27 protein-coding genes and 1 tRNA gene are annotated in these 26,193 nt (G+C 66.9%); 19 read left to right on the top strand and 9 right to left on the bottom strand.

The genetic code is table 11. The features are described from left to right. Window positions 1-55: 55 nt before the first annotated feature. A complete protein-coding gene (locus tag ACW17Z_RS08230; protein ID WP_419319947.1) occupies window positions 56-445 on the top strand; it encodes a hypothetical protein in 390 nt (129 codons plus the stop codon). 12 nt (window positions 446-457) lie between these two features. Here the strand turns inward: ACW17Z_RS08230 and ACW17Z_RS08225 are convergent, their stop codons facing one another. The 6 genes from ACW17Z_RS08225 to ACW17Z_RS08200 form a co-directional block, all read right to left on the bottom strand. After that, complete coding sequence (locus ACW17Z_RS08225; protein WP_492058312.1) at window positions 458-1,279, bottom strand: PhzF family phenazine biosynthesis protein; 822 nt, start codon at window positions 1,277-1,279, stop codon at window positions 458-460. Between the two features lie 232 nt (window positions 1,280-1,511). Continuing rightward, entirely contained in the window at window positions 1,512-2,093 is a 582-nt protein-coding gene (locus tag ACW17Z_RS08220; protein ID WP_492058502.1) for a nucleotidyltransferase family protein, read from the bottom strand. Next, window positions 2,090-2,893 (bottom strand): bifunctional hydroxymethylpyrimidine kinase/phosphomethylpyrimidine kinase, encoded by an 804-nt coding sequence (gene thiD / locus ACW17Z_RS08215; protein WP_492058311.1) that lies wholly within the window; start codon window positions 2,891-2,893, stop codon window positions 2,090-2,092. The genes ACW17Z_RS08220 and thiD overlap by 4 nt, the downstream gene beginning before the upstream one ends. A 940-nt stretch (window positions 2,894-3,833) precedes the next feature. Beyond that, entirely contained in the window at window positions 3,834-5,711 is a 1,878-nt protein-coding gene (locus tag ACW17Z_RS08210; RefSeq protein ID WP_492058310.1) for a polysaccharide biosynthesis protein, read from the bottom strand. 97 nt (window positions 5,712-5,808) lie between these two features. After that, window positions 5,809-7,026, bottom strand: a complete 1,218-nt coding sequence (locus ACW17Z_RS08205; RefSeq protein ID WP_492058309.1) for a molybdopterin molybdotransferase MoeA — start codon at window positions 7,024-7,026, stop codon at window positions 5,809-5,811. 3 nt (window positions 7,027-7,029) lie between these two features. Further along, the gene (locus tag ACW17Z_RS08200) at window positions 7,030-7,872 is read right to left on the bottom strand and encodes a ferredoxin--NADP reductase (RefSeq protein WP_419319953.1); all 843 of its coding nucleotides are present in this window, start codon (window positions 7,870-7,872) and stop codon (window positions 7,030-7,032) included. 271 nt (window positions 7,873-8,143) lie between these two features. Between ACW17Z_RS08200 and ACW17Z_RS08195 the strand changes: the two genes are divergently transcribed. From ACW17Z_RS08195 to nusG, 4 genes are all read left to right on the top strand, one after another. Further along, window positions 8,144-8,542 (top strand): hypothetical protein, encoded by a 399-nt coding sequence (locus ACW17Z_RS08195; protein WP_419319954.1) that lies wholly within the window; start codon window positions 8,144-8,146, stop codon window positions 8,540-8,542. A 536-nt stretch (window positions 8,543-9,078) separates the two neighbouring features. Then, window positions 9,079-9,154: transfer RNA gene (locus ACW17Z_RS08190), tRNA-Trp, on the top strand. Window positions 9,155-9,219: 65 nt separating this feature from the next. Continuing rightward, complete coding sequence (gene secE / locus ACW17Z_RS08185; RefSeq protein WP_419319957.1) at window positions 9,220-9,531, top strand: preprotein translocase subunit SecE; 312 nt, start codon at window positions 9,220-9,222, stop codon at window positions 9,529-9,531. A gap of 6 nt (window positions 9,532-9,537) precedes the next feature. After that, entirely contained in the window at window positions 9,538-10,095 is a 558-nt protein-coding gene (gene nusG / locus ACW17Z_RS08180) for a transcription termination/antitermination protein NusG (protein WP_419319958.1), read from the top strand. Window positions 10,096-10,410: 315 nt separating this feature from the next. On the opposite strand, the gene ACW17Z_RS08175 is transcribed toward nusG, so the two are convergent. Continuing rightward, complete coding sequence (locus ACW17Z_RS08175; RefSeq protein WP_492058308.1) at window positions 10,411-10,869, bottom strand: winged helix-turn-helix transcriptional regulator; 459 nt, start codon at window positions 10,867-10,869, stop codon at window positions 10,411-10,413. A gap of 94 nt (window positions 10,870-10,963) precedes the next feature. On the opposite strand from ACW17Z_RS08175, the gene ACW17Z_RS08170 reads away from it, so the two are divergent. After that, window positions 10,964-11,704, top strand: coding sequence for an SDR family NAD(P)-dependent oxidoreductase (locus tag ACW17Z_RS08170; protein ID WP_492058307.1), 741 nt, complete (start codon window positions 10,964-10,966; stop codon window positions 11,702-11,704). Between the two features lie 12 nt (window positions 11,705-11,716). Continuing rightward, window positions 11,717-12,319 carry a 2-hydroxychromene-2-carboxylate isomerase gene (locus tag ACW17Z_RS08165; RefSeq protein WP_492058306.1) on the top strand — a complete coding sequence of 201 codons (603 nt, stop codon included), beginning with the start codon at window positions 11,717-11,719 and terminating at the stop codon, window positions 12,317-12,319. A 228-nt stretch (window positions 12,320-12,547) separates the two neighbouring features. On the opposite strand, the gene ACW17Z_RS08160 is transcribed toward ACW17Z_RS08165, so the two are convergent. Next, complete coding sequence (locus ACW17Z_RS08160; RefSeq protein ID WP_492058305.1) at window positions 12,548-12,745, bottom strand: hypothetical protein; 198 nt, start codon at window positions 12,743-12,745, stop codon at window positions 12,548-12,550. Between the two features lie 427 nt (window positions 12,746-13,172). Between ACW17Z_RS08160 and ACW17Z_RS08155 the strand changes: the two genes are divergently transcribed. From ACW17Z_RS08155 to ACW17Z_RS08100, 12 genes are all read left to right on the top strand, one after another. After that, window positions 13,173-14,462, top strand: a complete 1,290-nt coding sequence (locus ACW17Z_RS08155) for a metallophosphoesterase family protein (protein WP_492058304.1) — start codon at window positions 13,173-13,175, stop codon at window positions 14,460-14,462. A 171-nt stretch (window positions 14,463-14,633) separates the two neighbouring features. Then, window positions 14,634-16,937 carry a TonB-dependent receptor plug domain-containing protein gene (locus ACW17Z_RS08150; RefSeq protein ID WP_492058303.1) on the top strand — a complete coding sequence of 768 codons (2,304 nt, stop codon included), beginning with the start codon at window positions 14,634-14,636 and terminating at the stop codon, window positions 16,935-16,937. Between the two features lie 632 nt (window positions 16,938-17,569). Beyond that, entirely contained in the window at window positions 17,570-18,001 is a 432-nt protein-coding gene (gene rplK / locus ACW17Z_RS08145; protein ID WP_419254120.1) for a 50S ribosomal protein L11, read from the top strand. 3 nt (window positions 18,002-18,004) lie between these two features. Then, a complete protein-coding gene (gene rplA / locus ACW17Z_RS08140) occupies window positions 18,005-18,691 on the top strand; it encodes a 50S ribosomal protein L1 (protein ID WP_419254121.1) in 687 nt (228 codons plus the stop codon). A gap of 73 nt (window positions 18,692-18,764) precedes the next feature. Further along, window positions 18,765-20,003, top strand: a complete 1,239-nt coding sequence (locus tag ACW17Z_RS08135) for a TIGR03862 family flavoprotein (RefSeq protein WP_492058302.1) — start codon at window positions 18,765-18,767, stop codon at window positions 20,001-20,003. Between the two features lie 49 nt (window positions 20,004-20,052). After that, window positions 20,053-20,268 carry a DUF4287 domain-containing protein gene (locus ACW17Z_RS08130; protein WP_419319967.1) on the top strand — a complete coding sequence of 72 codons (216 nt, stop codon included), beginning with the start codon at window positions 20,053-20,055 and terminating at the stop codon, window positions 20,266-20,268. Window positions 20,269-20,417: 149 nt separating this feature from the next. Next, the gene (locus ACW17Z_RS08125) at window positions 20,418-21,188 is read left to right on the top strand and encodes an SDR family NAD(P)-dependent oxidoreductase (RefSeq protein ID WP_492058301.1); all 771 of its coding nucleotides are present in this window, start codon (window positions 20,418-20,420) and stop codon (window positions 21,186-21,188) included. A 357-nt stretch (window positions 21,189-21,545) separates the two neighbouring features. Then, complete coding sequence (rplJ, locus tag ACW17Z_RS08120) at window positions 21,546-22,064, top strand: 50S ribosomal protein L10 (protein ID WP_419254125.1); 519 nt, start codon at window positions 21,546-21,548, stop codon at window positions 22,062-22,064. Between the two features lie 44 nt (window positions 22,065-22,108). Next, window positions 22,109-22,486, top strand: coding sequence for a 50S ribosomal protein L7/L12 (gene rplL, locus ACW17Z_RS08115; protein ID WP_492058300.1), 378 nt, complete (start codon window positions 22,109-22,111; stop codon window positions 22,484-22,486). Window positions 22,487-22,651: 165 nt separating this feature from the next. Then, window positions 22,652-23,728 (top strand): WD40/YVTN/BNR-like repeat-containing protein, encoded by a 1,077-nt coding sequence (locus tag ACW17Z_RS08110; RefSeq protein WP_492058299.1) that lies wholly within the window; start codon window positions 22,652-22,654, stop codon window positions 23,726-23,728. Window positions 23,729-23,764: 36 nt separating this feature from the next. Next, window positions 23,765-23,923 carry a hypothetical protein gene (locus tag ACW17Z_RS08105; protein ID WP_492058298.1) on the top strand — a complete coding sequence of 53 codons (159 nt, stop codon included), beginning with the start codon at window positions 23,765-23,767 and terminating at the stop codon, window positions 23,921-23,923. Window positions 23,924-24,070: 147 nt separating this feature from the next. Continuing rightward, complete coding sequence (locus ACW17Z_RS08100; RefSeq protein ID WP_492058297.1) at window positions 24,071-24,754, top strand: type 1 glutamine amidotransferase domain-containing protein; 684 nt, start codon at window positions 24,071-24,073, stop codon at window positions 24,752-24,754. Window positions 24,755-24,975: 221 nt separating this feature from the next. Here ACW17Z_RS08100 and ACW17Z_RS08095 read toward each other — a convergent pair whose 3' ends face one another. Continuing rightward, a complete protein-coding gene (locus ACW17Z_RS08095; protein ID WP_492058296.1) occupies window positions 24,976-26,040 on the bottom strand; it encodes an acyltransferase family protein in 1,065 nt (354 codons plus the stop codon). Between the last annotated feature and the right edge of the window lie 153 nt (window positions 26,041-26,193).

Raw genomic sequence — 26,193 nt, 5'->3', positions numbered from 1 at the left:
CTTCAGATCAACGTCATCCACCCGGGCGGCGGAGAGCTTGAAGAGGAACCGACCGATGAAAAAGATCCTGCTTTCGATCACGGCGGTCTCGGCCCTGGTGGCCGCCACCGTTGTCCCCGCTGTTGCGTCCGCCCAGTCCTTCAATCACCGCCAGGACCGCCTGGAGCGCCGCATTGACCAAGGCCTGCGCAACGGTTCGCTGAGCCGTGGCGAAGCCTACCGCCTCAACGCCCAGCTGCGCGAAACCGCCCGCCTCGAATACCGCTATCGCCGCGATGGCCTGAGCGGCTGGGAGCGCGCCGACCTGGATCGTCGCTTCGACCGCATCAGCGCCGCCATCCGCTACGAGCGTCACGACCGTGACTATGGCTCAGGCTATGGCCGCGACCGCGACCACGACCGCGACTATCGCGATCACCGGGACGACTATCGCCCGCGCTGGTAGTCCCGACGCCGGTCAGACCGGCTCCAGACGGAGCCGGCTTTCCACCACCGTAAAGCCGCGGCCGCGCAACAGAACGCGCGCGCCGCGGCTTTCGCAGTCCAGGTCCCCGCCCCGCCCGGGATACGCCTGATGGAAGCTCAGCGCCTCGCGCCCCAGCCGCTCGCCAAACAGCGGTATCAGCATGCAGTGGGCCGAGCCCGTCGTCGGATCCTCGGGGATGCCGCAGCCCGGCGCGAAGAAGCGACTGACCACCTGATAGGGCCGATCCGGATCGGCCAGGGCCACGGCCACAATCTGGCCCGGACCGCCCGTAGCCTCGCCGCCAATCAGCTTCACCGCCGCCTGATCGGGCGTCAGCGCGCGGACGGTCGCCTCGTCCTTCATCACCGCGATCAGATACATGCCGGCCCAGACCTCGACCGGCGCCGCGCCCAGGGCCTCGGTCAGGCCTTCGGGAAGCGAGACCCTTCGCGGCGGATCGGCGGGAAAATCCATCTCCAGACGCTCGCCGTCGCGACGCACGGTCAGGGCGCCCGCCTGGGTGTCGAAGGTCAGAAGCGGCGCCTCGACGCCCAGCTCGAAGAACAGGGCATGGGCCGCCGCCAGGGTGGCGTGGCCGCAGATCGGCGCCTCGACGGTCGGGGTGAACCAGCGCAGGCCAAAGCGCGCCGGATCGGCGGACTTCAACAGGAACGAGGTCTCGGCCTGGTTGTTCTCACCCGCCATGGCCTGCATCCAGGCCGTTGAGGGCCACGCGTCGAAGGGTTCGACCACACAGGCCGGGTTGCCCCTGAAGGGCGCGGAGGCGAAGGCGTCGATGGTCCACTGGCGCATGGGGCGGATCTTTCAGAGGAAGGCGCCGACAGAGCTAATTCGGATTGATCCACAGAGCAAAGACAACATTGTCATGGTGACAATCTGTAACCGCTCTCCCCGGCGAAGGCCGGGGTCCAGATCGAACCCGAACACATTGTGGATAGGGCTCAGGCTGAAGGCGCATCATCCCAAACCGCTCTGGATGACTCTGGGCCCTGGCCTTCGCCGGGGAGAGCGGGAGTGTTGGCGTTCAAGCCCCCTCCACCGTGATCTCCGGCCAGCGCGCCTGGGCCGAGCCCGTCGTCCGTTCCCAGCCGCCGGCGCCCTTTAGCCGCAGGGGATTGGGCCGCAGATGCATCGCAAACAGGTCGTCCAGCCCGAACGGCGCAAACACGCTCAGCGTGTCATCGGCCTCCATCCGCACGCCCACGCAGAAGGCGGTGGCCACGAAACGCTTCAGCGCGGCGGCGCTGTTTTCCAGCGGCGGATAGGGCTCGTCGGCCCCGAACTTCTTTTCGAACCACAGGTGCACCCGGGCCTGGTTGCGCACCTCGACCAGGTCGCGCAGCGGCGGCTCGAAGGCGGCGGCCACGCGCTGGATCACGACATCCTCGGCCTCGTAGGAGGTGTCGGAAGCGTCGTGATAGGCGACGTCATAGTCCTTGATCCCGTAGTCGGGGGCGCGGCCGGTCAGGTGGTTCCAGACCGGCTGATAGATGGCGCCGGAAAAGATCATGGCGTCGGGCAGATCCAGATCCCGAACGACGCGCAGCACCTGCATCGTGGTCGGCACGCCATGGACGATCTCGATCAGGCGGGTTTCCAGGGTCATTTGCGCAACGTCCATCCGTGATCCAGGGGCCCATGTCCCTTGCCGAGGCCAGGCGCGCGCAACATGGCCTCGTGCACATAGTTCCAGGCCCGCGCCACCGCCTGTTCCAGCGGCAGGCCCTGGGCCAGGCCCGTCGCGCAGGCGCTGGCCAGGGTGCAGCCGGTGCCGTGGGTGTGGCGGGTGTCGATCCGCTCGCCCTCGAAGGTGGTCTCGCCGGCCGGGGTCATCAGCACGTCGATCATCCGGTCGCCCTCAATGTGCCCGCCCTTCATCAGCACGGCCCGGGCGCCCATCGCCAGCAGCGCCTCGCCGGCCCGGCGCAGGTCGTCGGTGGTCTCGACGCTTAGGCCGGTCAGGGCCGCGGCCTCGGGAGCGTTGGGGGTCAGCAGGGCGGCGCGGGGGATCATCAGGCTTTTCACCGCCCCGATGGCGGCGTCGGCCAGCAGGCTGGCCCCGCCCTTGGCGACCATCACCGGATCGACGACCACCGGGACGTTTTTGGCGTATTCCAGAATGACGGCCACCGTCTCGACGACGCCCACATCGCCCAGCATGCCGGTCTTGATGGCGTCGGCCCCGATATCGTCGAGCACGGCGCGGGCCTGGGCGGCGATGATCTCCAGCGGGATCGGATGCACGCCGGTGACGCCCAGCGTGTTCTGCACCGTCACGGCGGTGATGGCGGTGGCCGCATAGCCGCCCAGGGCGGTGATGGTCTTGATGTCGGCCTGAATGCCCGCGCCGCCGCCGGAATCCGATCCGGCGATGACGAGAACGCGGCCTTGCTGAGCGTGGGTCATGACAGCAGTCCTAGGGGGGAATCGGCGGAGTGCGAAGAGGGCGGCGGCATTGGCGTCCAGGCCCCCTTCCCCCTTGGATGGGGGAAGGGTTGGGGATGGGGGTGGCAGAGGTTCAGGATGTGGCGCGGCTGGCGTGAAATCGTCCGGCGGGGTCACCCCCATCCCCGCCCTTCCCCCATCGAAGGGGGAAGGGAGAAGACACGAGCTCTCAGCCTCACGCGGCATCAGCCACTGAAGGGGTCGGGGAGGCGCGAAGCGGCCGGGGCGACCCCGGATGACCGTGATGTGTTGTGTGCGTTTCGGCTCGACCTGTCCGCTTCGCAGAAGCTGTTCTTGCGTGAGGATTGGGCCAAGCGAGCGTCTTTCAGCTCTGATACCCAAGAGCCCCCGTACGGGCGCGCACCAAGGTCGATCGGCTAACCGTCTCGACCCCCGACGATGCGCGATAGGCGGGTTTACGATCCCTCGCCCTGTTGCTCCGCGCTGTCTCTCCGACGAGCCCTCCGGTGGTCCCGGATCTATCCAACGAACAGACCACCTTCGTCCTCGCCGCGTGACCGCGCGGCCCCGCTCAGCTCCATCCCCATCGCCGCTGTTGGGCCGGATCCAGGCGCCTCCCCCTGCGACAGGGACAGCTATGATTATGCGGGAGGTTTGAGCGCCGAGGATTGGCGCGATCAACTATTTTACAGGGCGTTGATTTCGTTGAGCTCGGCGCCGGAAAGAACGGGGATAGACTGCGCTGTATCCCCGCACTTGCCTCCTACGGGTCGCTGCGCGACCGTCTTCCCCCGGAGGGGGAAGATGAGGTCGGCGCGTTTCATCTTCCCCCTGACAAGGGGGAGGACGACCGCGTAGCGGTCAGGAGGGGGCCTGCGGCGTTGGCCAGAGAAACACCGCCGCTTCGCGCCAGCGTCTCCATCGCGGTCCGGGCTGAACCCTAAGCCCGGCTGCGGGCCTTGGCCGGGGCGGCGGTCTCGGTCCCGCGAATGCGGTCGACCATCGCGAACAGCTGGCTGCGGACGCCAAACTCGTCGCCCGCCATGGCGGTGCTTTCCAGCAGGGCCAGCAGGTCAGCGTCGATGATCGGGCACGGCGTCTGGGGCGCGGCTTCGATCACCCCCGGCGCCTTGGGCCTGGCGGCCTCGTTGACGTCGACCAGCACCTCGGTGAGCTTTTCGCCGGGGCGAAGGCCGGTGATGCGGATCTCGATATCGCGGTCGGGGACCAGGCCCTGCAGTTCGATCATGCGGCGGGCCAGGTCGATGATCTTGACCGGCTCGCCCATCTCCAGGGTCAGCACGCCGGCCGGCGGCTCGGACGAGGTGGTCGACAGGGCCACGGCGCGCAGCACCAGTTGCACCGCCTCGGGGATGGTCATGAAGAAGCGTTCGACCTCGGCGTCGGTCAGGGTGATCGGGCCGCCGCGGGCGATCTGGTGCTGGAACAGCGGCACCACCGAACCGGCCGAGCCCAGTACATTGCCGAACCGCACGATGCTGACGCGCGTCTCGTGGCTGGAGCCGTACTGGCGGGCCAGGGCTTCGGCGACGCGCTTGGTCGCGCCCATCACACTGGTCGGGGCCACGGCCTTGTCGGTCGAGATCAACGCCATGTGCGCCGCCCCGAAGGCCTTGGCGGCCATGGCCACGTTGCGGGTGCCCAGCACGTTGGTGCGGGCGCCTTCGCAGGGATGGTTCTCGACCATGGTCACGTGCTTGAGCGCTGCGGCGTGGAACACGATCTCGGGCCGCTCGGCGGCGAACACGCGGTCCAGCCGGGCGGCGTCGCGGACGTCGCACAGGACCTCGCGGCGCAACAGGGAGGGCCAGGCCTCGCCCAGCTCGCGGTCGATATGGAAGAGGTTGGCCTCGGAGACATCCAGCAGGGTCAGCTGGGCGCAGCCGCTGGCGGCGATCTGGCGGCACAGCTCTGAGCCGATGCTGCCGCCGGCCCCGGTGACCAGAACCCGGCGGCCGGCCACCAGGGTGCGGACGGGCTCGGGATCCAGACACACGGGCGGGCGGCTGAGCAGTTCCTCGAGGCTGATTTCGCGCAGGGCGGTGGCGGTGTGGCCCATCTCGACCACGCCATGGCGGCGCAGCAGGCGCATGCCCTCGCTCTTCAGGCGGCCCAGGCGCTCGGAGCCGAAGGCGCTCATCGGGCTGTCGGCCAGAAACAGGATGGCCGCCGGGGCCAGGCCGCCCTCGCGCAGTTGCGCCAGCACCGAGTCGAAGGCCGCGATCGAGCCCAGCACGCAGACGCCGCGCAGTTCGTCGCCGGTTTCCCGTTCGAGCGGCGAGACCACCCCGACCGGGGTGTAGCGTTCGCCAAGGCCGGTCGGAGCCCGCAGGAATTCCTCGGCCTCGGCGGCGGCGCCGACGATCAGCAGGCGGGGCTGGGCGGGATGGGCGGCGCCCGTGCGCAGGCCAAGAACCGATTCGAACAGCACGCGCTCGTGCAGGCCGCGACGCACGACCCGCAGGCTGGCCAGCAGGAAGACCTGGATCACGAACGCGCCGATCAGGGCGCGAAGGCCCTCAAAGCGATGGGTCGTCAGCCAGAGCAGGGCGGCGAAAACCAGACAGGTGACGAAGGCCGAACGGGCCAGACGCAGGATGTCGCTGGCCGCCACGAACCGCCATGGCACGCGCTCAACGCGAAGCACCAGCTCGACCAGCAGCGCCGAGACGGCGAACAGAGCGGCCTGAGGCAAGACGTGCATGTCGATCGTCGTGACGCCGGCCAAGACCCTGCCAGCCAGGAAGGCCAGGAAGGCTAGCAGCGTGTGCGCTGCGATCTTTCCCGCACGACCCATAGACGAAACCTCTACTTCAAACGCCCGGCCTAGACCCGGAGTCGTCCGGGCTTAGCACGCCTGCTCGCCGCCGTCCTCCCCGTCACCCCACGCTTTCTCAAGCCCGTGCGAGCGGCAGAACCTCGACGATGTCGCCGGCAGACGCTGCGGCCGCGTTGACCGGCCGCCGGACCAGAGCATCGGCCCTGGAGAAGACGCCGACCAGCGAGGAATCCTGATCGGGGAATGCCGAGGCGATCGCTCGCCCCTGGGGATCGATTGACAGGCTCGCCCGCATCCAGTGTTCGCGGGGGCCGTTGGCGCCTAGCGGCGCGGCCAGATGCGCCGGGATCATGGCTGGAGCGGGGTCGCGCCCGGTCAGGGCGGCCAGCAGCGGACGCAGAAAGAGCTCGGCGCAGACCAGGGCCGAGGCCGGATTGCCGGGCAGGCCCAGAACGCGCCGGCCATCCCCCAGGGTTCCGAACCAGGTCGGTTTGCCCGGACGGATGGCGATGGTCTCGACCCGCAGGGTCAGGCCCAACCGGTCCATCGCCGGCTTGACCAGGTCGTGATCGCCGACCGAGGCGCCGCCGATGGTGACGATCAGATCGGCCTCGATATCGGCCACCGAGGCGGCGATGGCCTCGGCATTGTCGGCCGCAGCGGTCAGGCGCGTGGCCGATCCGCCCCAGGTCTCGACCAGGGCGGCCAGGGCGATGGAGCCCGACTCGAAGATCTGGTCGGGGGCGGGGTCGCCGCCCGGCTGGACCAACTCGTCGCCGGTGGCCAGGATGGCGACACGGGGCCGGCGGGCGACCTCCAGCGTGGCGCGGCCCGCCGCCGCCACCAGGGACAGCCGCCACGGATCGAGGCGGACGCCGGCCTCCAGCAGGCGGTCGCCGGATCGGAAATCGCCGCCGGCCGTCCGGATGTTGGAGCGGGGATCGTCGTCGGGGGCAAAGCGCACGGTGTCGCCGTCGCGCCGGGCCTCTTCCTGGATGATCACCAGATCAGCCCCGGCCGGAACGGGCGCGCCGGTGAAGATGCGCACCGCCTCGCCCTGGGTCACGACGCCGGCATAGGCCTTGCCTGCAGCGCTCTCTCCGGCGACGCGAAAGGCGGCGTCCGGCGCCAGGTCGGCGCGGCGGATAGCCCAGCCGTCCATGGCCGAGGCGGCGAACGGCGGCTGGTCGCGGGTCGCGTCGATGGACCGGGCCAGCACCCGGCCCAGAGCCTCGCCGATCGCGACGGTCTCCACGCCCAGCGGCATGGCGTCGGCCAGCATCCGGGCGCGGGCCTCCTGGACGGTGAGGTTCTTGAGCGGCGCCTGGGTCATGCCCTAGCCGACGAAGGCCCGCTCGATGACGAAGTCGCCCGGCTCGGCGTTGGAGCCCTCCTTCAGGCCGTGGGCCTCGAGCAGGGCGGCGGTGTCCTTGATCATGGCCATAGAGCCGCACAGCATGGCGCGGTCGTTCTCGGGATCGAACCGGTCGGTGTCCAGGCCCAGGTCGCGGAACAGCTGGCCGCTCTCGATCAGGTCGGTGAAGCGGCCCTGACGCTCGAACGGCTCGCGGGTGACGGTCGGATAATAGATCAGCTGGGCCCTGGCCTCGTCGCCGACCAGCGGGTCGTCGAAGATCTCGTGGGTGAACAGCTCACGATAGGCCAGTTCCTTCACCTCGCGCACGCCGTGACAGACGATGACCTTCTCGAAGCGGCTATAGGCGTCGGGGTCGCGGGCCACCGCCAGCCAGGGGGCCAGGCCGGTGCCGGTGCCGAACAGGAACAGGCGCTTGCCGGGACGCACCGCGTCCAAAACGAGGGTGCCGGTCGGCTTTTTGCCCAGCAGCACCGGGTCGCCGGGCTGGATCAGCTGCAGGCGCGAGGTCAGAGGGCCGTCGGGAACCTTGATCGAGAAGAATTCCAGCTCCTCGGCGAAGCTGGGCGAGGCGATCGAATAGGCGCGCAGGATCGGCTTCTTCTCGCCCAGCTCTTCGCGGGGCGGCAGGCCGATCATCACGAACTCGCCCGATCGGAAGCGGAAGCTGGCCGGCCGGGTGATGGCGAAGCTGAACAGGCGGTCGGTCCAGTGCTTCACCCACAGCACGGTTTCCACGTACTGGGCGGCTTCCTTGACCGGGGCGGCGGGGACAGGGGCGGCGGGGGTGGGGGCGGCCGTCATCGTCAATGTTTCGGTCCTGTGCGCAGAGGCGCGAAAAGGTAAATCCAGTCTCGTCGCCACGGCCCTGAGGCGACGCTGGTTTCATTTGAGGAGCGGGGCAAGGAAGTCAACTCAGCTCCTCTGATGCCGGCCCGGGAAAATCTTTCGCCAAACTGTCAAAACGCGCGGCAACGCTTTTTCAAAATGCGTCAAAAATGTGATTGCCGACCACCCAAAGGGGGCGCAGACTTCGTTTTGCTTCGTTCGCGGAGCCAACGATACGGAGGAACGTATGCGGGTAAGGTTCGTGAGGGCCGCCGCGGCGGCCAGTCTGTTAGCGTTTGGTTTGGCCGGTTGTGGTGATGGCGGCGCGAAGACAAAAGTCGCGCAGGCCCAACAAGTTATCTTGGAAGCCAAGTCTGTCACGGCGTCCGGCTGCGTGCGGCCGGTCGAGACCACGTCGTGTCTTGTGGTTCGCGGTCGCGCGGGCGGATATTACGATATCAGCTCCGCCAGTCCGGCGCCGGATCCCTCAAAGGGCGTGGCCATCTCCCTGCAGGGCAAGGATCTGGGCAAGAACACGGAGTGCGGCCGTCAGCTGACGGACGTGAAGTGGTCCTATCTGGGCATTCAGTGCGCCGCCCCCTCGACCTCGGCCTCGACCGAAAAGGCCGAAAAGAAGGCGGGCTAGACATCCAGGCCGGGACGGGCGGCGCGTCAGTGACCGCCCGACGGTTTCAGCTTTCGCCTGACCCTGGATCGGTGCGGGTCTTGGGAGACTGTGTGCTGTCTTCGCTGCCGTGCGGCTCTGTCGCTGGACGCGGCGGCTTGCCGTCGCTTGAGGGCGGCCGAAGATTCTCGTTCTCGACGGAGGGATTCGAGGCGCGCTGCGATTTCGCGAGCGGCGCCCGCGCGTCCCGGGCTGTGATGGGCTGGCTCATGCCGTCTCAACGCGCGGACCGGCGTGTTCGATCCATCGCGTTCAAGGGGCCTGTCTGTCGGCTTCTGGCCTCGACGCCGGGCCGGTTTGGCGAGGTTCGACCTCGTCTTGCGGACTTTCATCGACGCCAACGCCACGCAGACGGCTTGCGGCCGCTTGCCCGGCGGAGACGACCCTGCTAAATGGCGCGGCTCTGGCGATTGGACCCAGCGCGCCGACGGCCCTTGAAGGCTTGCGGCGGGTTATCCATTTCCAGAGACCGGGACCCGAAAGGGGCCATGGTCTGCAGGAGTGTAGCTCAGCTGGTAGAGCGTCGGTCTCCAAAACCGAAAGTCGTGGGTTCGAGTCCCCCCACTCCTGCCATTTTATGTTTTCGATAGGTCCGGCTCCCGGCCCTGTCGTATTTGAAAGTCGTGAGCCTCAAGAGCATGGCCAGGAAACCGGGTTCGAGCCCGTCCGCGATCAAGAGCCGCGCCGCCCGTACGGCGGCAGCGCTCGCGCCCGCCGGCGGCGCCCCCGCTGCGGCGGCGACGCCCAAGAAGAAGCGCACGAATCCCGTGCAGTTCTTCCGTGAAGTGCGCGCCGAAGCCCGCAAGATCACCTGGACGACCCGCAAGGAGACCTGGATCACCTCGGTGATGGTCTTCATGATGGTGGTTCTGGCGGCTATCTTCTTCTCGGCGGTCGATGGGCTGCTGGGCCTCGGAGCCAAGGCGCTCCTGTCGTTCGCCGCGGGATAAGAGACCATGAGCACCGAAACCGCGTCCAACCCGAACCACAAGTGGTACATCGTCCACGCCTACTCGAACTTCGAGAAGAAGGTGGCTGACAGCATCCGCGAGCAAGCCAAGAGCCAGGGGCTCGAGGACAGCTTCTCCGAAATCCTGGTTCCGACCGAGAACGTCGTCGAGATCCGTCGCGGTCGCAAGGTCGACGCCGAACGCAAGTTCTTCCCCGGCTATGTGCTGGTGAAAATGAACCTCTCGGACGAAGCCTATCACCTGATCAAGAACACGCCGAAGGTCACCGGCTTCCTGGGCAGCGCCTCCAAGCCGCAGCCCGTCTCGGAAAAGGAAGTCCAGCGCATCATCGGCACGATCGAAGAAGGCGTCGAGCGTCCCAAGACGGTCGTGCTGTTCGAGATCGGCGAGAACGTCCGCGTCACCGACGGCCCGTTCGCCAGCTTCAACGGTTCGGTCGAGCAGGTCGACGAAGAGCGCTCGCGCCTTCGCGTCACCGTCTCGATCTTCGGCCGGGCGACCCCGGTCGAGCTGGAATACAATCAGGTCGAAAAGATCAGCTGATCTCGACTTCAGTCTGCGTTTCGAAAACCCCGCGTCGGCAACGGCGCGGGGTTTTTGCTGTCTGGGGTTCGGCGGTTTCGAGGTGGGTGTCCGCGGTTGAGCCGTTACGGGCGCTGGGGAGATCAGCACGTGCCACTTCGTCATCCGCTCTCCCCGGCGAAAGCCGGGGCCCAGCTTCAGCCTGAGCGTCTGGGGATGATGCGCCTTCTGACTTAGCTAAGGCGATAGGCTCTCCGGGTTCGATCTGGGCCCCGGCTTTCGCCGGGGAGAGCGGAGAAATGAGTTAGGCTCAACTCAAGCAAATCCACTGCCACCCTAAGGCTCCGCAAACCCCGGCCCGGCCCGCGTCTCGACCTCGCGCGCGGTGACCACTTCCCCGCAGGCCGAGCAGGCCTGCACCGGATGGAAGTCGCAGCCGCAGCCCTTGTGCCGGCGCAGCAGGGGCGGGCCCTCGGGGCCGGCATAGTGGGTGTCGCCGAAGTGAGCGATGGCCATGGTCACGGGGTGCAGGTCCATTCCCTTGGCGGTCAGCCGGTAGTCGTGGCGGGGCGGATTGGCCTGATAGGCCTCACGGCGCAGCACGCCTTCCTCGACCAGCACCCGCAGGCGGTCGGTGACGATGCTGCGCGAGATGCCCAGGCGGGCCTGGAAGGCCTCGAACCGCCGCACGCCCAGAAAGCAGTCGCGCAGGATCATCAGGGTCCAGCGATCGCCGATCACGGCCAGGGATCGCGAGACCGAGCAGGGCTGTGCGGCGAGATCATCCCACTTCATGGCGTCGGGGTCCTTTTGCGTGCGCCGCCATTCTGCATTTGACTCAGTACAGATTCAATACGAACTTGAGTGCAACGAGATCAGGGAGATGGCGATGGCGACGACCGGAAAAGGCGCGTGCCTGGTGGTGGGGGTCGGCGACGGCGTCGGCGGCGCGATCGCCCGGGCCTTCGCCGCCGAGGGCTATGAGGTCTGCATGACCCGCCGCCCGCGCCATCTCGACCAGTTGGAGGCCATGGCCGAGCAGATCCGCGCCGATGGCGGCCGGGCCCGCGCCTATGGCGTCGACGCCCGCCAGGAGGCCGAGATGGTCGCCCTGTTCGACCAGATCGAGGCCGAGGTCGGGCCGCTGGAGGTGGTGGTCTTCAACATCGGCGCAAACGTGCGCTTCACGGTCGTCGACACCACGGCCCAGGTGTTTTCCAAGGTCTGGGAGATGGCCTGCTTCGCCGGCTTCCTGACCGGGCGCGAGGCGGCGCGGGTGATGGCGCCGCGCGGTCGCGGCACAATCCTGTTCACCGGGGCCAGCGCCAGCCTGCGCGGCAAGGACGGCTTCTCCGCCTTCGCCTCGGCCAAGGCCGGCCTGCGAGCGCTGGCCCAGAGCCTGGCGCGCGAGATGGGACCGCAGGGCGTGCATGTGGCCCATGTGGTGGTCGACGGGGCCATCGACGGGGTCTTCACCCGCCAGATGCGCGACGATGTGCAGGGGCTGCTGGACCGCGACGAGATCCTCAAGCCCGACGAGATCGCGGCCAACTATGTCTGGCTGCACAACCAGCCACGCTCGGCCTGGACGCACGAGATCGACCTGCGCCCCCATTCTGAAACCTGGTGAGGAGCCGCTGACATGAGCAAGACCGTCGACTTCATCTTCGACTTCGGCAGCCCCAACGCCTATCTGGCTTGGAAGCTGTTGCCCGACATCGCCGCGCGGCAGGGGGCCCAGGTCCGGCTTGTGCCCTGCCTGCTGGGCGGCATCTTCAAGCTGACCGGCAACCAGGCCCCGATGGTCGCCTTCGGCGGGATCAAGGGCAAGATGGACTATGAGATGCTGGAGACCCGCCGCTTCATCGCGGCCCATGGCCTGACCGCCTTCCAGTTCAACCCGCATTTCCCGGTCAATACCCTGCTGCTGATGCGCGGCATGGTCGCGGCGCAGCGAGCCGGCATCGGCCCGGCCTATCTGGACGCCATGCTGCGGGGCATGTGGGAGCAGGGCCTGAAGCTGGACGATCCGGCCGTCTTCGTCGCCACGGCCGACGCGGCGGGCCTGGACGGCGCGGCGCTGCTGGCGGCGACCGCCGATCCCGAGGTCAAGGCCGAGCTGGCCGCCAACACCGACGCCGCCGTGGCGCGCGGCGTGTTCGGCATTCCCAGCTTCTTCGTCGAGGACGAGATGTTCTTCGGCAAGGAGCGGCTGGGGCAGGTCGAGGCGGAGCTGGCGCGGTAGTCTAGCCAGAGCTGGGCGCTACAGCCTCCAAGAAGTGTAGGCTTGGCGCTCCGCCGGGGCGTCGGCTTTCGGCGGTGGTGTCACAGACTGCTTGCGGCCCCGGTCAGACCTTCGGGTTGGCCTGACTGATCGGCTAAACCTGACTCTTCTCAGGCCTTGGGAAGGTCCGCTTTCGGGCGATGGCCATGATGTTGCCGACGCAGGCACGGGCCTAGCGCGACCAAGGCGTTATCTGTCGCCAACCCCCAGCGCGGCGAGCAGGCGTGAGCGCAAGGCCTGGAAGCCCTGGTCGTGAGCTCGGGGACGGGCGGCGCGGACCGTGACGGCTTCCTTGATCGGTCCTTTTGCTAGCAGCAGGACCCGGTCGCTCAGACTGAGGGCCTCATCGACATCGTGGGTGACCGGCGGGGCCTCTGAACCGAACACCTGACCCGTCCCCGGCGGCGCGACAACGTGCCGTCCGTAGCGCACCAGGTCGTCGAACGCGGCCTGCGGGCCATGTCGAGGTCCGCGCTCAGGGTGACCGCGTGTGACCTGGGAAGCGGCCAGATGATTTGTCCACGGCGTAAACAACCTCAGTAACGCGACGGCGCAGGTTCATCTGTATAGAGATTGTTGCGCGGAAAAACTTTAATGTTGTTTATTGTGTGTACGTAACTGTCACAACAACAATCTACATACCCATCATTCGATGCCATGACACTGGCTTCGTGGGGTATTTCACTCTTCTATATTTGACAAACACATCGGCTTCTCGCGGTCGAGAGCTGGGAAGGCGGATTTGTGGGATCACAAGCCGCTGCTTCCGCTTGCCGCTCTAGCGAAGCTGAAGTCGCAATCAGAAGGCACGTTTATGAGACAATTCAGAACCTGGGCACGCCGCGCCGTCGCGGTTGCGGTTATGTCGTTGGCGCTGGGCTCCGCGCCGGCGGGCGCCGCCGATTCTAAGGACACCAGCTTCACCATCGCCGTAGTGCCCGACACCCAGAACTATATCGACTTTTCGCACCAGAAGAACGAGGGCTTCGCCTTCGACGCCAGCGAGATGTTCCTCCAGCAGATGGCTTATGTAGCGGCCAACGTCGAAAGCGCGGGCGGCGACATCGCCTTCGTGACGTCCCTGGGCGACATCTGGCAGCACCAGACCCTGTTGATGGACCCGGACCACATCGCACGCGGCTTCAAGCGCGGCTCCAATCCGGTCCTCGACACCCGCTACGCCCCCACCGAGAAGGTGAAAACCGTCGAGATGCCGATGGCGATCAAGGGGTTCGAGATGATCGCCGGCAAGGTGCCGTTCTCGGTCGTGCCGGGAAACCACGACTACGACGCGATGTGGACCGACTCCAACCATCTGCCGGACGCCAAGGGCGCGGGCGCCATGCTGCATGCGGGCGGAACCCGCAATTTCGTATCGGCCTTCGGACAGGATACGCCCTTCTTCAAGGGCAAGCCCTGGTATGTCGGCGCCTTCGACGGCGGCGCAAACAGCGCGCAGATCTTCTCCGCAGGCGGCTACACGTTCCTGCACATCGGCCTAGAGTTTAATCCGCGCAACCCGGCGCTGGCCTGGGCGGCGGAGGTCATCAAGCAGCACCCTGGCCTGCCGACCATCATCACCACCCATGACTACATGGGCGGGACGGGGAAACGCCTCTCCAGCCCGACCATCGACAACCATGCGGTCGACCCGGAGGACAACAGTCCGGAGATGATGTGGGAGAAGCTGATCAGCCAGAACGATCAGATCTTCATGGTGCTCTGCGGTCACCAGAAGGGCCAAGCCTTCCGCGTCGATGATAATCGCTTTGGCCACAAGGTCTATCAGGTGCTGTCCGACTATCAGGCCCGCACCCAGACTCTCAAGGACGTAGGCGTAATCCCGCCCAAAGGGCTCGGCATCGGGGATGGATGGCTGCGCTTTATGACCTTCGACCTGGGTGGCGTCTCGCCGGTCGTGCGGGTGTCGACCTACTCGACTCACTACAAGAAGCGCAGCCGCGACACCGCCGAGTATGCGGCCTGGTACCGCGAGCTTGAACAGCCCGCCCTGACCGACAGCCAGTTCGCTCAGCAAGATGACTTCGCCTTCGACCTGACGGACTTCCGCGCGCGCTTCGACAAGACCGCCAAGGTCCGCTGACCGCCACTCCCTTAACCCGACGCCCGGCCCTCCGCCGGGCGTCGTCGCCGGATCGGAACGGGGGGCGCCTGCGCCTGCCGGGTGGTCCTGCGCGCTTCGCTGCCTGACACGCCCGGGAGAGGCGTCCGGCCCGCGCCGGGAAGTCTCCGCCAACCAATCGAGGGATATAAGATGAAGCGAGTTTACTTCCGGAGCTGTTCGATCGCCGTGATGGCGCTCCTTGCGCACACCGGAGCCCACGCCGCCGAGGCTCAGTCCGCTGCGGCCGATGCGAGCGGCGGCGAGGTCTCCGAGCTGGTGGTGATCGGTAGTCGCGGCGCGCCCAGGCTGGTGACTGACACCGCCGTACCGGTCGACGTCCTCAGCGGCGAAACCCTGGCGGCCCGCGGTCAGAACGACCTGACAAAGACCCTGGAAATGCTCTCGCCGTCGTTCAACTATCCGCGCAGCTCGTCAGGACCATCCTCGACCGGTGCGCGGTCGTTCACCCTGCGCGGGCTCAGCCCCGACCAGACCCTGGTGCTGGTGAACGGTCAGCGGCGACACGCCTCGTCGATCATCACCTTCAACGCCGGCGCATTCCGGGGGACGGTGCCTGTCGACCTGAACATGATCCCGATGACGGCCGTCGGACGAGTAGAGATCCTGCGGGACGGGGCTGGCGCGCAGTATGGCTCCGACGCCATCGCCGGGGTCGTCAATATCATCCTGAACGACCAGTCGAGCGGCTCGTTCGCCTCTATCCAGTACGGCCAGACCGAACGCGGCCAGGGCCAGACCGTCATCGCGGCGGCGCGCCAAGGCTTCAGCCTCGGCCAGGGCGGCTTCCTGACCCTGTCTGGCGAGGTGCGCGACCGTAACGATACCAACGCCGCGGAGATCGACCAAAGGTTTGGCCGAATCACCTCCACCTTTGGCGATCCCCAGAGCACCGACATCCAGGGGGTCGCCAACTTCGAGCTGCCCCTGGGCGAAGAGACGACGCTGTTCGGCTTCACAACCCTGGGCAAGCGCCAGTCGGAGATGAGCCCGCTCTTCCGGGCCCCCAACGTCTTCCCCGCCTTCTATCCGAACGGGTTCCTGCCGATCGTGAACCTGGACCTCAAGGACGCCGGCGCGAACTTCGGCGTCCGCGGCGTCTTCGCGGGCTGGAAGTGGGAGATCAGCGACACCTACGGCTCCTCCAACGGCGATTACAGGGTCTCCAACACCGTCAACACCTCGCTAGGCGTGACCAGCCCGAAGCAGTTCTATGGCGGCGGGACCCGCTATCGTCAGAACATGGTCGACGCTACGGTCAGCCGCGCCTTCGACGTCCTGGCCGGCGCCAACCTGGCGGCGGGGCTTGAGCACCGGTACGAGGCCTATCAACTGGTCCCGGGCGAGCCGTTGTCCTACACTTTGGCCGGCGCCCAAGGCTTTCCGGGCTTCAATCCGCCCTCGCCGGTGGATGTCAATCGTACGGCGTTCAGCGCTTTCATCGACGGCGAACTGAGCCCCATCAAAGGTCTGGACCTCGGGGCGGCCGGGCGCTTCGAAGACTATAGCGACTTTGGCAACGCCACGGCGGGCAAGGTCACCGCCTTCTGGCGGCCGACCGAGCTGCTCGCCCTGCGCGCGGCGGCCAGCACGGGCATCCGGGCGCCGTCCCTTCAGCAGCAGTACTTCTCCACCGTCACCAGCCAGATCACCAACAACGTGATTCAGAACGTTGGCAACTTCGCCGTCACCGACCCGATCTCGGTGGCCCTGGGCGCCAGCCCGCTGCGTGCTGAGAAGTCGACCAACTACTCCGCTGGCGTCGTCCTGACGCCGGGTTACGGTCTGACGTTCAGCGTCGACGCCTATCGCATCGATATCAAGGACCGGATCGCGATGACCGAGACCCTGCAGGGTCCGCAAGTGGTGGCAATCCTGAGAGCCAACGGCGTGACCAACGCGGCGATCGCAAGGTTCTTTAACAACGCTTCGGACACCCGGACACAGGGTTGGGAGGCGACCCTGCGCTGGGAGCGACAACTGACAACGGACGCGCGACTGGCCCTGACCCTAGGCTATGGCGCGTTCGACACCGATCCAACGCGGATCGCAACCAATCCCGTTCTGCCGTCGATCCCGCTCTTGGGCTCGGCCTCGATCGACCTCGTGGCCGACGGCCAGCCGCGCGTGAAGGCCTTGGTTAACGCTGAGCTCAGCTGGGGCGACTTGCGCTTCACAGCCGACGTCGTCGACTTCGGCACCCACGTCGTGAGCCTGAGAACCGGCTCGACCCGCTTCCCGGGCGCCACGACTTTGGACCTCTCCGGCGCCTGGCGCGCGAACAAGGCGGTGACGATCACGGCTGGCGTGCTGAACGCGACCGACAAGTATCCGGCCCGTGTTCCCGGCGAAATCACCGGCCGACCCTACAGCGAGTTCGACAGCGTAGGCGTCAACGGCCGTGAATATTACCTGCGCCTGTCGACGCAGTTCTAGGCCAAGACCGGAGCGAGAGATCGACAGTTTTCGATCCGGCCATGATCGGCCCGGCCGTCCTGAACGAGCCGGGCCCCTTGGTCGCCGCCGCGATCACTTTGAAAAGGTGGAGCGGCGGTCACGCCTTGCCGATCAAATTAGACTATCTTGCAAGAAGAAGCTCGGACAGGCGCTGGAGGTTCATCTCTAGGTTAGCACGTTGGCCAGTTGCCAAAATTATGTAGCGATCAGCGCCGATCCACCGTGCTGTCTGCGGCAGCGGGCGCTCCGAATGTTCGCTTAGGGTCGGAGGCGGACCCAGGAGCAGAGAACGGCTCGACGTCAGCTTTCGGTCGCGGCCCCAATTTCCGCTCATGGCGCGACGTCGTCTTTCAGACCGCTCGGCGTTAAGTCTGCGCCCCACCCGCAACGGACCTCCACCACGCCCGCTCACGGCCATCCGTCCGTCCCCGCCCGCTAGACTCCCTCCGCCCCACCTGCTACACGCCGCGCCTCGCTCCAGGACTCCGTCCGGGGGCGCGTTCGTCGTTATCGGTTCGAGGGCGACGAATTCAAATCCGTGGAAGGGACGCCAAGCCCGCACCACGGCCAACCAGCGAAGGCCGTTAGCTCGGCTTTCTTGAGAGGATACAATGGCTAAAAAGATCCTGGGCTATATCAAGCTCCAGGTGAAGGCTGGCTCGGCCACGCCTTCGCCCCCCATCGGCCCCGCACTGGGCCAGCGCGGCGTCAACATCATGGGCTTCTGTAAGGAGTTCAACGCGCGCACCGAGAACGTCGAAAAGGGCACCCCCCTGCCGACCGTGATCACCGTGTTCCAAGACAAGTCGTTCACCTTCGTCACCAAGACGCCCCCGGCGACCCACTACCTCAAGCAGATCACCGGCCTGAAGTCCGGCGCGAAGCTGACCGGTCGCGAGACCGTCGGCGAAGTGACCCGCACCCAGCTGCGCGAGATCGCCGAAAAGAAGATGAAGGACCTGAACGCCAACGACATCGAGGCCGCGGCCAAGATCATCGAAGGCTCCGCCAAGGCCATGGGCCTGAAGATCGTGGAGGCCTAAGTCATGGCTAAGCAAGCAAAGCGCGTCCAGGCCTGGACCGGCGATCGTGAAGCCACCTACACCGCTTCGGAAGCCATCGCCCTGGTGAAGGCTAACGCCAAGGCCAAGTTCGACGAGTCGATCGAAATCTCGGTCAACCTCGGCGTTGACCCGCGCCACGCCGACCAACAGGTCCGCGGCGTCGTCAACCTGCCGTCGGGCACCGGCCGCGACGTTCGCGTCGCCGTCTTCGCCAAGGACGCCAAGGCGGCCGAAGCCACCGCAGCCGGCGCTGAACACGTCGGCGCCGAAGACCTGTACGAGAAGATCGTCGGCGGCTTCATGGACTTTGATCGCGTCATCGCGACCCCGGACATGATGGCCCTGGTCGGTCGTCTGGGTAAGGTGCTGGGCCCGCGCGGCCTGATGCCTAACCCCAAGGTCGGCACCGTGACCCCGAACGTCGGTCAAGCCGTGAAGGACGCCAAGGGCGGCGCCGTCGAGTTCCGCGTTGAAAAGGCCGGCATCATCCACGCCGGCATCGGCAAGGTCTCGTTCACCGACGAAGCCCTGCTGATCAACGTCAAGGCGATGATCGACGCGCTGAACAAGTCCAAGCCTTCGGGCGCCAAGGGCATCTATGTGAAGCGTATCGGCCTGTCCTCGACGATGGGCCCGGGCTTCAAGGTCGACACCTCGTCGATCGCCTAAGCCTTTCGAGCTGAATAGATTATGAGAAGGGCGGGACCTCGCGGTCCCGCCCTTTTTCTTTGATGGACGCCGCATGAGTCCCGAGGACCAGACACTCGACGTCGCCGTGATCGGCGGCGGGCCGGCCGGGCTGATGGCCGCCGAGATGCTGAGCGCGGCCGGCAAGTCGGTCACCCTGTTCGAGAAGATGCCGACCTTCGGGCGCAAGTTCCTGATGGCCGGGCGCGGCGGGCTGAACCTCACCCATTCGGAGGACTTCGCGCGGTTCGCGCAGCGCTATGGCGCGGCCAATGCGGCCTTGCGGCCGATGCTGGAGGCCTTCACGCCCGCCGACCTGATCGCCTGGGCGGAGGGGCTGGGGCAGGAGACCTTCATCGGCTCCAGCGGCCGGGTGTTTCCCAGGGCGCTGAAGGCTTCGCCGCTGCTGCGGGCCTGGCTGGCCCGGCTGGAGGGGCAGGGCGTCAGCTTGCGGGCGCGCGCCGCGTGGCGCGGCTGGACGGACGACGGCGACCTGTCATTTTTCACCCCCGAGGGCGCCCTGACGGTGCGGCCGCACGCGACGATCCTGGCCCTGGGCGGCGCCAGCTGGGCGCGGCTGGGCTCGGACGGCGCCTGGGCCCCGTTGCTGGCGGCGCGGGGCGCGGTGGTGGCGCCGTTCGCCGCCGCCAACAGCGGCTTCGATGTCGCCTGGAGCGCGGTGTTCCGTGAGCGCTTCGCCGGTGAGCCGTTGAAGGCCATCGGCCTGCGGCTGGGCGAGGCTGCGGCGCGGGGCGACGCCATGATCGCCGGCTATGGGCTGGAGGGCGGGGCGGTCTACGCCCTGGGCGCTGCGCCGCGCGAAGCGATCGCGGCGACGGGGCAGGCGATCATCGAGATCGACCTGCGGCCAGACATGCCTGTCGAGACCCTGACCGCGCGCCTAAACCGGCCCCGCAACGGCCAGTCTGTGGCCAATTTCCTGCGCAAGGCCGCCAACCTGTCGCCGGTCGAGGTCAATCTGCTGCGCGAGGCCCATGGCCTGGACCTGCCGGCGGAACCTGTCGCCCTGGCGGCGGCGATCAAGGCCGCGCCGATCCGCCTGACCGGGGCGCAGCCGCTGGACCGGGCGATCTCGTCGGCCGGCGGCCTGACGCTGGAGTCGCTGGATGGCCTTGAGCTGAAGGCCGCGCCCGGCGTGTTCGTGGCCGGCGAGATGCTGGACTGGGAAGCGCCGACCGGCGGCTATCTGCTGCAGGCCTGTTTCGCCACCGGCGTCGCGGCGGCGCGGCAGGTCCTGGCGAAACTGGACCAGGAGCGCCGGCCCGTTGCGTAAGTCTCCCTGGCGCGGTTAGCCTGTCCTGAGTTTCGCAGGGGAGGGCGACATGGCGGACGAGAAGGTGAAGGGACCTGCGTCCTATTTTCCGTCGATCGAGAAGACCTATGGGCGGCCGGTTTCGGAGTGGCAGCAGCTTGTCCGCGACCGCTATCCCGCCAAACACATGGATCTGGTGGCGATGCTGAAGACCGAGCATGGACTCGGACATGGCCACGCCAATGCGATCGTCGCCCACACCCTGGTTCAGGACGGGTTGAAATAGGTGGCCGCGGCTGGGGCTTCCAGGCCGGCGGCAGACTTGCGGCGATCGCCCCGGTATCGGCCGCGCCGGTCTTCCTTTGATGCAACGAACCGGGGACTGTCACAGTTTAGGATGTCGGCGGGCTTCCTGCCGCAGCGAGGATATTGTCCATGACACGAGCTCTCGAAGGCAAGGTCGCCCTCATCACCGGCGCGGCCGGGGCGATCGGTTTGGCGACCGCCAGGCTGATGGCCGAGCGTGGCGCGACCATCGTCGCTGTCGATATCCCCGGAAGCGACTGGTCCAAGCTGAAGGTCGCCTTGCCCGAGGGCTCCAGACTGGTCACGGCGGAAGCCGACGTCACCGACGAGGCGTCGGTGAAGGCCTATGTCGACAAGGCCAGGGCCGAGTGCGGACGGATCGACATCTTCTTCAACAACGCGGGGATTGAAGGTCCCGTCCAGCCGATCGAATCCTATCCGCTGGACGCCTTCATGAAGGTGCTGGGCGTCAATGTGGCCGGGGTGTTCCTGGGCCTGAAATACGTCCTGCCGGTGATGTACGCCCAGGGCGCGGGCAGCATCATCAACACCTCCAGCGTCGCGGGCCTCACCGGTGCGTCCGGCATGGCCGGCTACTGCACCTCGAAACACGCCGTCGTGGGCGTCACGCGCGTGGCGGCGATCGAGGCCGCGCCCAAGGGCGTGCGGGTCAATTGCGTCAATCCCGGCCCGATCGAAAGCCGGATGATGCAGTCGATCAACACCGGCCAGTCGGGCGACCCCAAGCTGGCCCGTGAGCAGATCAGCAACGCGGTGCCGGCCAAGCGCTATGGCACACCCGAAGAGGTTGCGGGCCTGGTGGCTTTCCTGGCCTCCGACGACGCGACCTACTGCAATGGCGGCTTCTACACGGTCGATGGCGCACTCACCGCCGCCTGACCGGCCTCGTCCGGCGCGGCCTTGAGCCTGCGCCGGGCGCTTCCTGTCGCCCCCGGTTGATATTGCCTCCCAAACCGTCTATACGCCGCCCCTTCTCCGTCGGGCTCGCCCGGCGAAGACCTGTTTGTGAACAGCGGGGCGTGGGGTCACCAACGCCGTAAATGAGGAAGAGCCCTTCCTCGCCGTCGGGAGACAGGGATGGACAAGACCACGCTATTTCCTCCTTCACGGATGGGACGCGCGGCTGACTTTCCTTGGAACAGGCTGATGCAACTCGCGTGCGGGAGCGATCCCTCATGCGCTGTGGCATTTGGCTGCCGGAATGGTCCGGCCGCTGTAATTGAGTAGGAGACCGCAATGGACCGCGCTCAAAAGCAGGAGTCGATCGAGTCGCTGAAAAGCGTATTCGCCGGCGCCGGCGCTGTCGTCGTGACCCACTATATGGGCATGACCGTTGCGGAAATGACTGAACTGCGTGCCCGTCTCCGCAAGGAAGACGCCACGTTCCAGGTGGTGAAGAACACCCTCGTCCAGAAGGCCCTCGACGGCTCGATCGGTGAAGCGGGCGACGCCCTGTTCACCGGCCCGGTCGCCATTGCCTTCGGCAAGGATCCGGTCTCCGCCGCCAAGATCGTCACCCAGTACGCCAAGGAAAACGAGAAGCTCAAGCTTGTCGGCGGCATCCTGGGTCAGACGACGGTTCTGGACGAAGCGGCTGTGCGGGCTCTCGCCACGCTGCCGTCGCTCGATCAGATCCGTGGCAAGCTTATCGGCCTCATCCAGGCTCCGGCGACCAAGATCGCTGGCGTCCTGCAGGCCCCGGCTGGCCAACTTGCGCGCGTCTTCAACGCTTATGCGACCAAAGACGCCGCCTAACGGTCATCTCCGCTACATCCCTCATTCGTTTTTAGGAATTGAACATGTCCAAGCTCGAAAAGCTGGTTGAAGAACTGTCCACCCTGTCGGTCCTCGAAGCCGCTGACCTGTCGAAGATGCTGGAAGAAAAGTGGGGCGTTTCGGCCGCCGCTCCGGTCGCCGTCGCCGCTGCTGGCCCGGCCGCTGTGGTCGAAGCTGCTGAAGAGCAAACCGAGTTCACCGTTGTTCTGACCGCCGGTGGCGACAAGAAGATCAACGTGATCAAGGAAGTCCGCGGCGTCCGTCCGGACCTCGGTCTGAAGGAAGCCAAGGACCTGGTCGAAGGCGCTCCGCAGAACGTCGTCGAAAACGTCTCCAAGGCCCAAGCCGACGAAGTCGCCAAGAAGCTGACCGAAGCCGGCGCGACCGTCCAAATCAAGTAGTCCATTCCACGCCTCGGCGTGGATGGGTTCCGCCAGCCCTCTCCTCGGAGAGGCTGGTCCTGGACCAAGCTAGTCAGCGGCCCCGGAGGGAAACCTCCGGGGCCGTTTTCTTTGGTCGCGCGCCAGGGCTTTGCGGTTTCCGCATTCCTTCGGTATCGAGCAGAGATGACGATTGACCAGCACGGCGCCCCGCTGGGGGATTTCTCCGGTTCGCGGCTCACGCGGAGGGCCGCGCTGGCCCTGACGGGCGCGGCCTTTGCGACAGGTCCCGCCCTGGCTGCGGCGCCGCGCGGACCCGGTGTGATCCGGCTGCCGGCGACCGTCACCTCCAGCGAGCTGCGAGGACTGTCGGTGACAGGCAAGACCTATTGGGCCTCCGGCTCGAAAGGTTGGCTGGTGCGCGGCAAGGGCGCTCGGCTGGAGGCGGTGCGTGCGGCGGGGTTCGACGCGCTGGATTTCCGGGGACTGCACGCCTTTTCAGACCGCCACGTCCTGGCCATGAGCGCTGGACCAGGTGGGGCCTCGCAACTGTGGCGCACCACTGACGGCGGCGAGACGTGGGCGCGCCTGTTCGCCAACAGCGATCCCAACGGCTTTTGGGACACCCTGACCTTTGTCGACAAGCGGCGCGGCTTCATTCTGGGCGATCCGACCGAAGGCCGCTTCACCGTGCTCTATACCGGCGACGCCGGCGAGACCTGGACCCGCTTGCCATCGGACGCTGTTCCGCCGGCCAATGACGGGGAGGGAGCGTTCGCCGCCAGCAACGGATGTCTCGCGGTCGGACCCGGCGGACGGGTCGCCTTCTGCACCGGCGGCGCGGGCTGGGCCAAGGTCTATCTGTCGCTCGACGGCGGCCGTTACTTTCACCCGCTGGATACGCCGATCCGCGCGGACGCCCCGTCGCGGGGCGCCTTCGCCGTCGCCTTCGGGAGGGATGGGGCCCTTTGGGTCTGTGGCGGTGACTACAAGGAGCCCGCTGCGGCCGGCGTCAACCTGGCCTGGTTGGCTCCCAACAGCCGGACGTTCCAGGCGGTCGACGCCCCGGCCGGCTATCTTTCCAGCGTGGCGGTCAAGGGCGCGACCGTGCTGGCCACAGGACTGGCCGGGTCGATCGCCGCCGTCGATGGCCGCAGCTTTGAGCGGGTCTCGACAACGCCGTTCAACACGGCCCGCCTGATCAACGCCCGCAAGGGCCTGCTGTGCGGACCCAAAGGCTCCGTCGGACTGTGGGAAGCGTGAGATGCAACGGATCTTCGCCCGGCGCGTTTGGGCCTAATGCTTAAGCTCGCCGGTATCCTGCTGGTCCTGATGATCGCCTTTGGCATTCTCGGCTTCGTCGTGGACGTCGCCGGCGGTCTGGCCAAGTTCGCCTTCTTTGTCTGCCTGATCGGCCTGGGCGTCTCGCTGGCCGCCAAGGCGCTCCGCAAGAGCTGAACCCTTCGGCCAAGCGCATAAAACATCGGTCCAGAGTGAACCTTTGGGCCCGGCTTCTGTTGGGTCATCAGTGATTGCCGGCGCGCCCCCTTGGGGGATGGGCCAAGGCGCACCACATGCCTTAGCCCACCGAAGCGAGCGCCCCCTATGAACATCCTGATGGTCCTGACCTCCCACGATCGCCTTGGCGACACCGGCGAAAAGACCGGCTTCTGGCTGGAGGAGTTCGCCGCGCCCTACTATGCGCTGAAGGACGCCGGCGCGACGCTGGTTCTGGCTTCGCCGCAAGGCGGCCAGCCGCCGCTTGACCCCAAGAGCGACGCGCCCGACGCACAGAGCGAGGACACGGCGCGCTTCAAGGCCGACCCCGAAGCCCAGAAGGCCCTGGCCGGCACGGTGAAGCTGGCGGAGATCAAGGCCGCAGACTTCGACGCCGTGTTCTATCCCGGGGGCCACGGCCCGCTGTGGGATCTGGCCGAAGACGCCAAGTCTATCGCCCTGATCGAGGCGATGGCTGCGGCTGGCAAGCCGGTGGCCGCTGTGTGTCATGCGCCGGGCGTCTTTCGCCATGTGAAGGGCCCCGACGGCGAGCTGCTGGTCAAGGGCAAGGCGGTCACCGGCTTTGCGGACACCGAGGAGGCCGCTGTCGGCTTGACCGACGTGGTGCCGTTTCTGGTCGAAGCCATGCTGAAGGACAGCGGCGGCCTCTATTCCAAGGGCGCGGACTGGGCGCCCCATGTGCTGACCGACGGCCTGCTGGTCACCGGGCAGAACCCGGCCTCGTCGCGGCCTGCCGCCGAGGCGCTGCTGGCCCTGATCGCGAAAAACTAGCGCTGAGCCCTCATACCAAGCGCCGCTGAGCTCGACGCCTCGCGCTCTTTATCTTCGTCACCCCGGGACTTGTTCCCGGGGCCCATTGTGCACCCGCAGGTGCGGCGCAGAATAGAACTCTTACGAGGAAGCTGACCCATGGGCCCCGGGAACAAGTCCCGGGGTGACGGCGTATTTTCAGATTTGGACCCTCTGAGGTCAGGATCAACGGCCGTTGGTATTTAGGCCTTCGCCGCGCTCACGCCCGATCGGCGCCGCCAGCGTTGCAGAGGTTGTTCCAGATAGCGATGTGTCGCGGCTCCCGCCGCCAGGCTGGCGAGGAACACGCCGACGATCATGAGGTCGCCCGACATCGCCCAGGGCGCGCGTATCAGCAGCAGCCCCGCCAAGCTGATCACCAGCGGGTGAACGAGATAGAGCGCGTAGGAAGCGTCACCCATCCAGGCCATGGCGCGCCTCGCCGGCGACGGTGGGGTCAGGGGTTCCAGGGCCACAATACCCAGGGTCAGCAGCGCGCTTGGCACGCCCCAGACCAGGACGCGGAGGGCTGACGCCTGACCGTTCAGAATAGCCGACGCTTCCGAGATTCCGCCATTGCCGAGCCAGAGCCCGGCGACCAGCCCAAAGACTCCAAGTCCGGCGGCCAGCCACCCCGCCCGTCGGGTCATGTGTGGTGCGAGCCCGGCCGCCGCGACGCCCATCAGAAATTCCAGGATGATCGGGTTGCCCAGGAACTGGAACGCCACCAGTCCGGTCTGGACGCGCGCGACCCAGCAGGCGGCGAAGGCGGCGAGCGCCGTCGCAACGGCCCAGGTCCGCCACCGGCCCGCCGCCAGGATCGCCGCGACGGCCACGTAGAACAGCATCTCGAAACAAAGCGTCCAGCCGACATCCAGCGCCGGCAGGGTCATCCTGGCGCCCGCCGCCGGCCAAAAGGCGAGGGAGGCGGCCAGCATCGGTCCGCTCAGCTGTCCGGCGACCGCCGCCGCCAGCAACCAAGGCAGGGACAGCAGGTAATAGATCGGCGCCACGCGCCACAGCCGACGCCAGGCGAAGGTTCCGGCCGCGACCGGTCCCGACTGGAACGCCGTGCGGGTGATGATCAGGCCGCTGATCACGAAGAAGATGTCGACGCCGATCGCGCCGAAGTTCTCGAACGCCCCGGCGGCCAGGATGCTGGGCGGGGCTCCGGCTTTTTGGGCTAGGTCCACGCCATGGGCATGGACCACCAGGGCGGCAGCGGCGAAGCGCAGGATCTGAAGGTTGGCCAAACGGGGCGAAGGCACGGGGTAGGACTCGTCGGCTACGCCCGGCCCTGGCCGGTGATCACTCTTAGATTTCAGCGGCTTTCGAAATCATTGCCGTTGCGCGATATGTGGGCGCGCCGGAGGCCGATGGGACGGAACGACGGTTTCTTAACAAACCCCCTTTTCATCCCT

The organism is Caulobacter sp. GSs2, from assembly GCF_058680895.1.
This window is presented reverse-complemented; position numbering and strand designations above follow the sequence as displayed.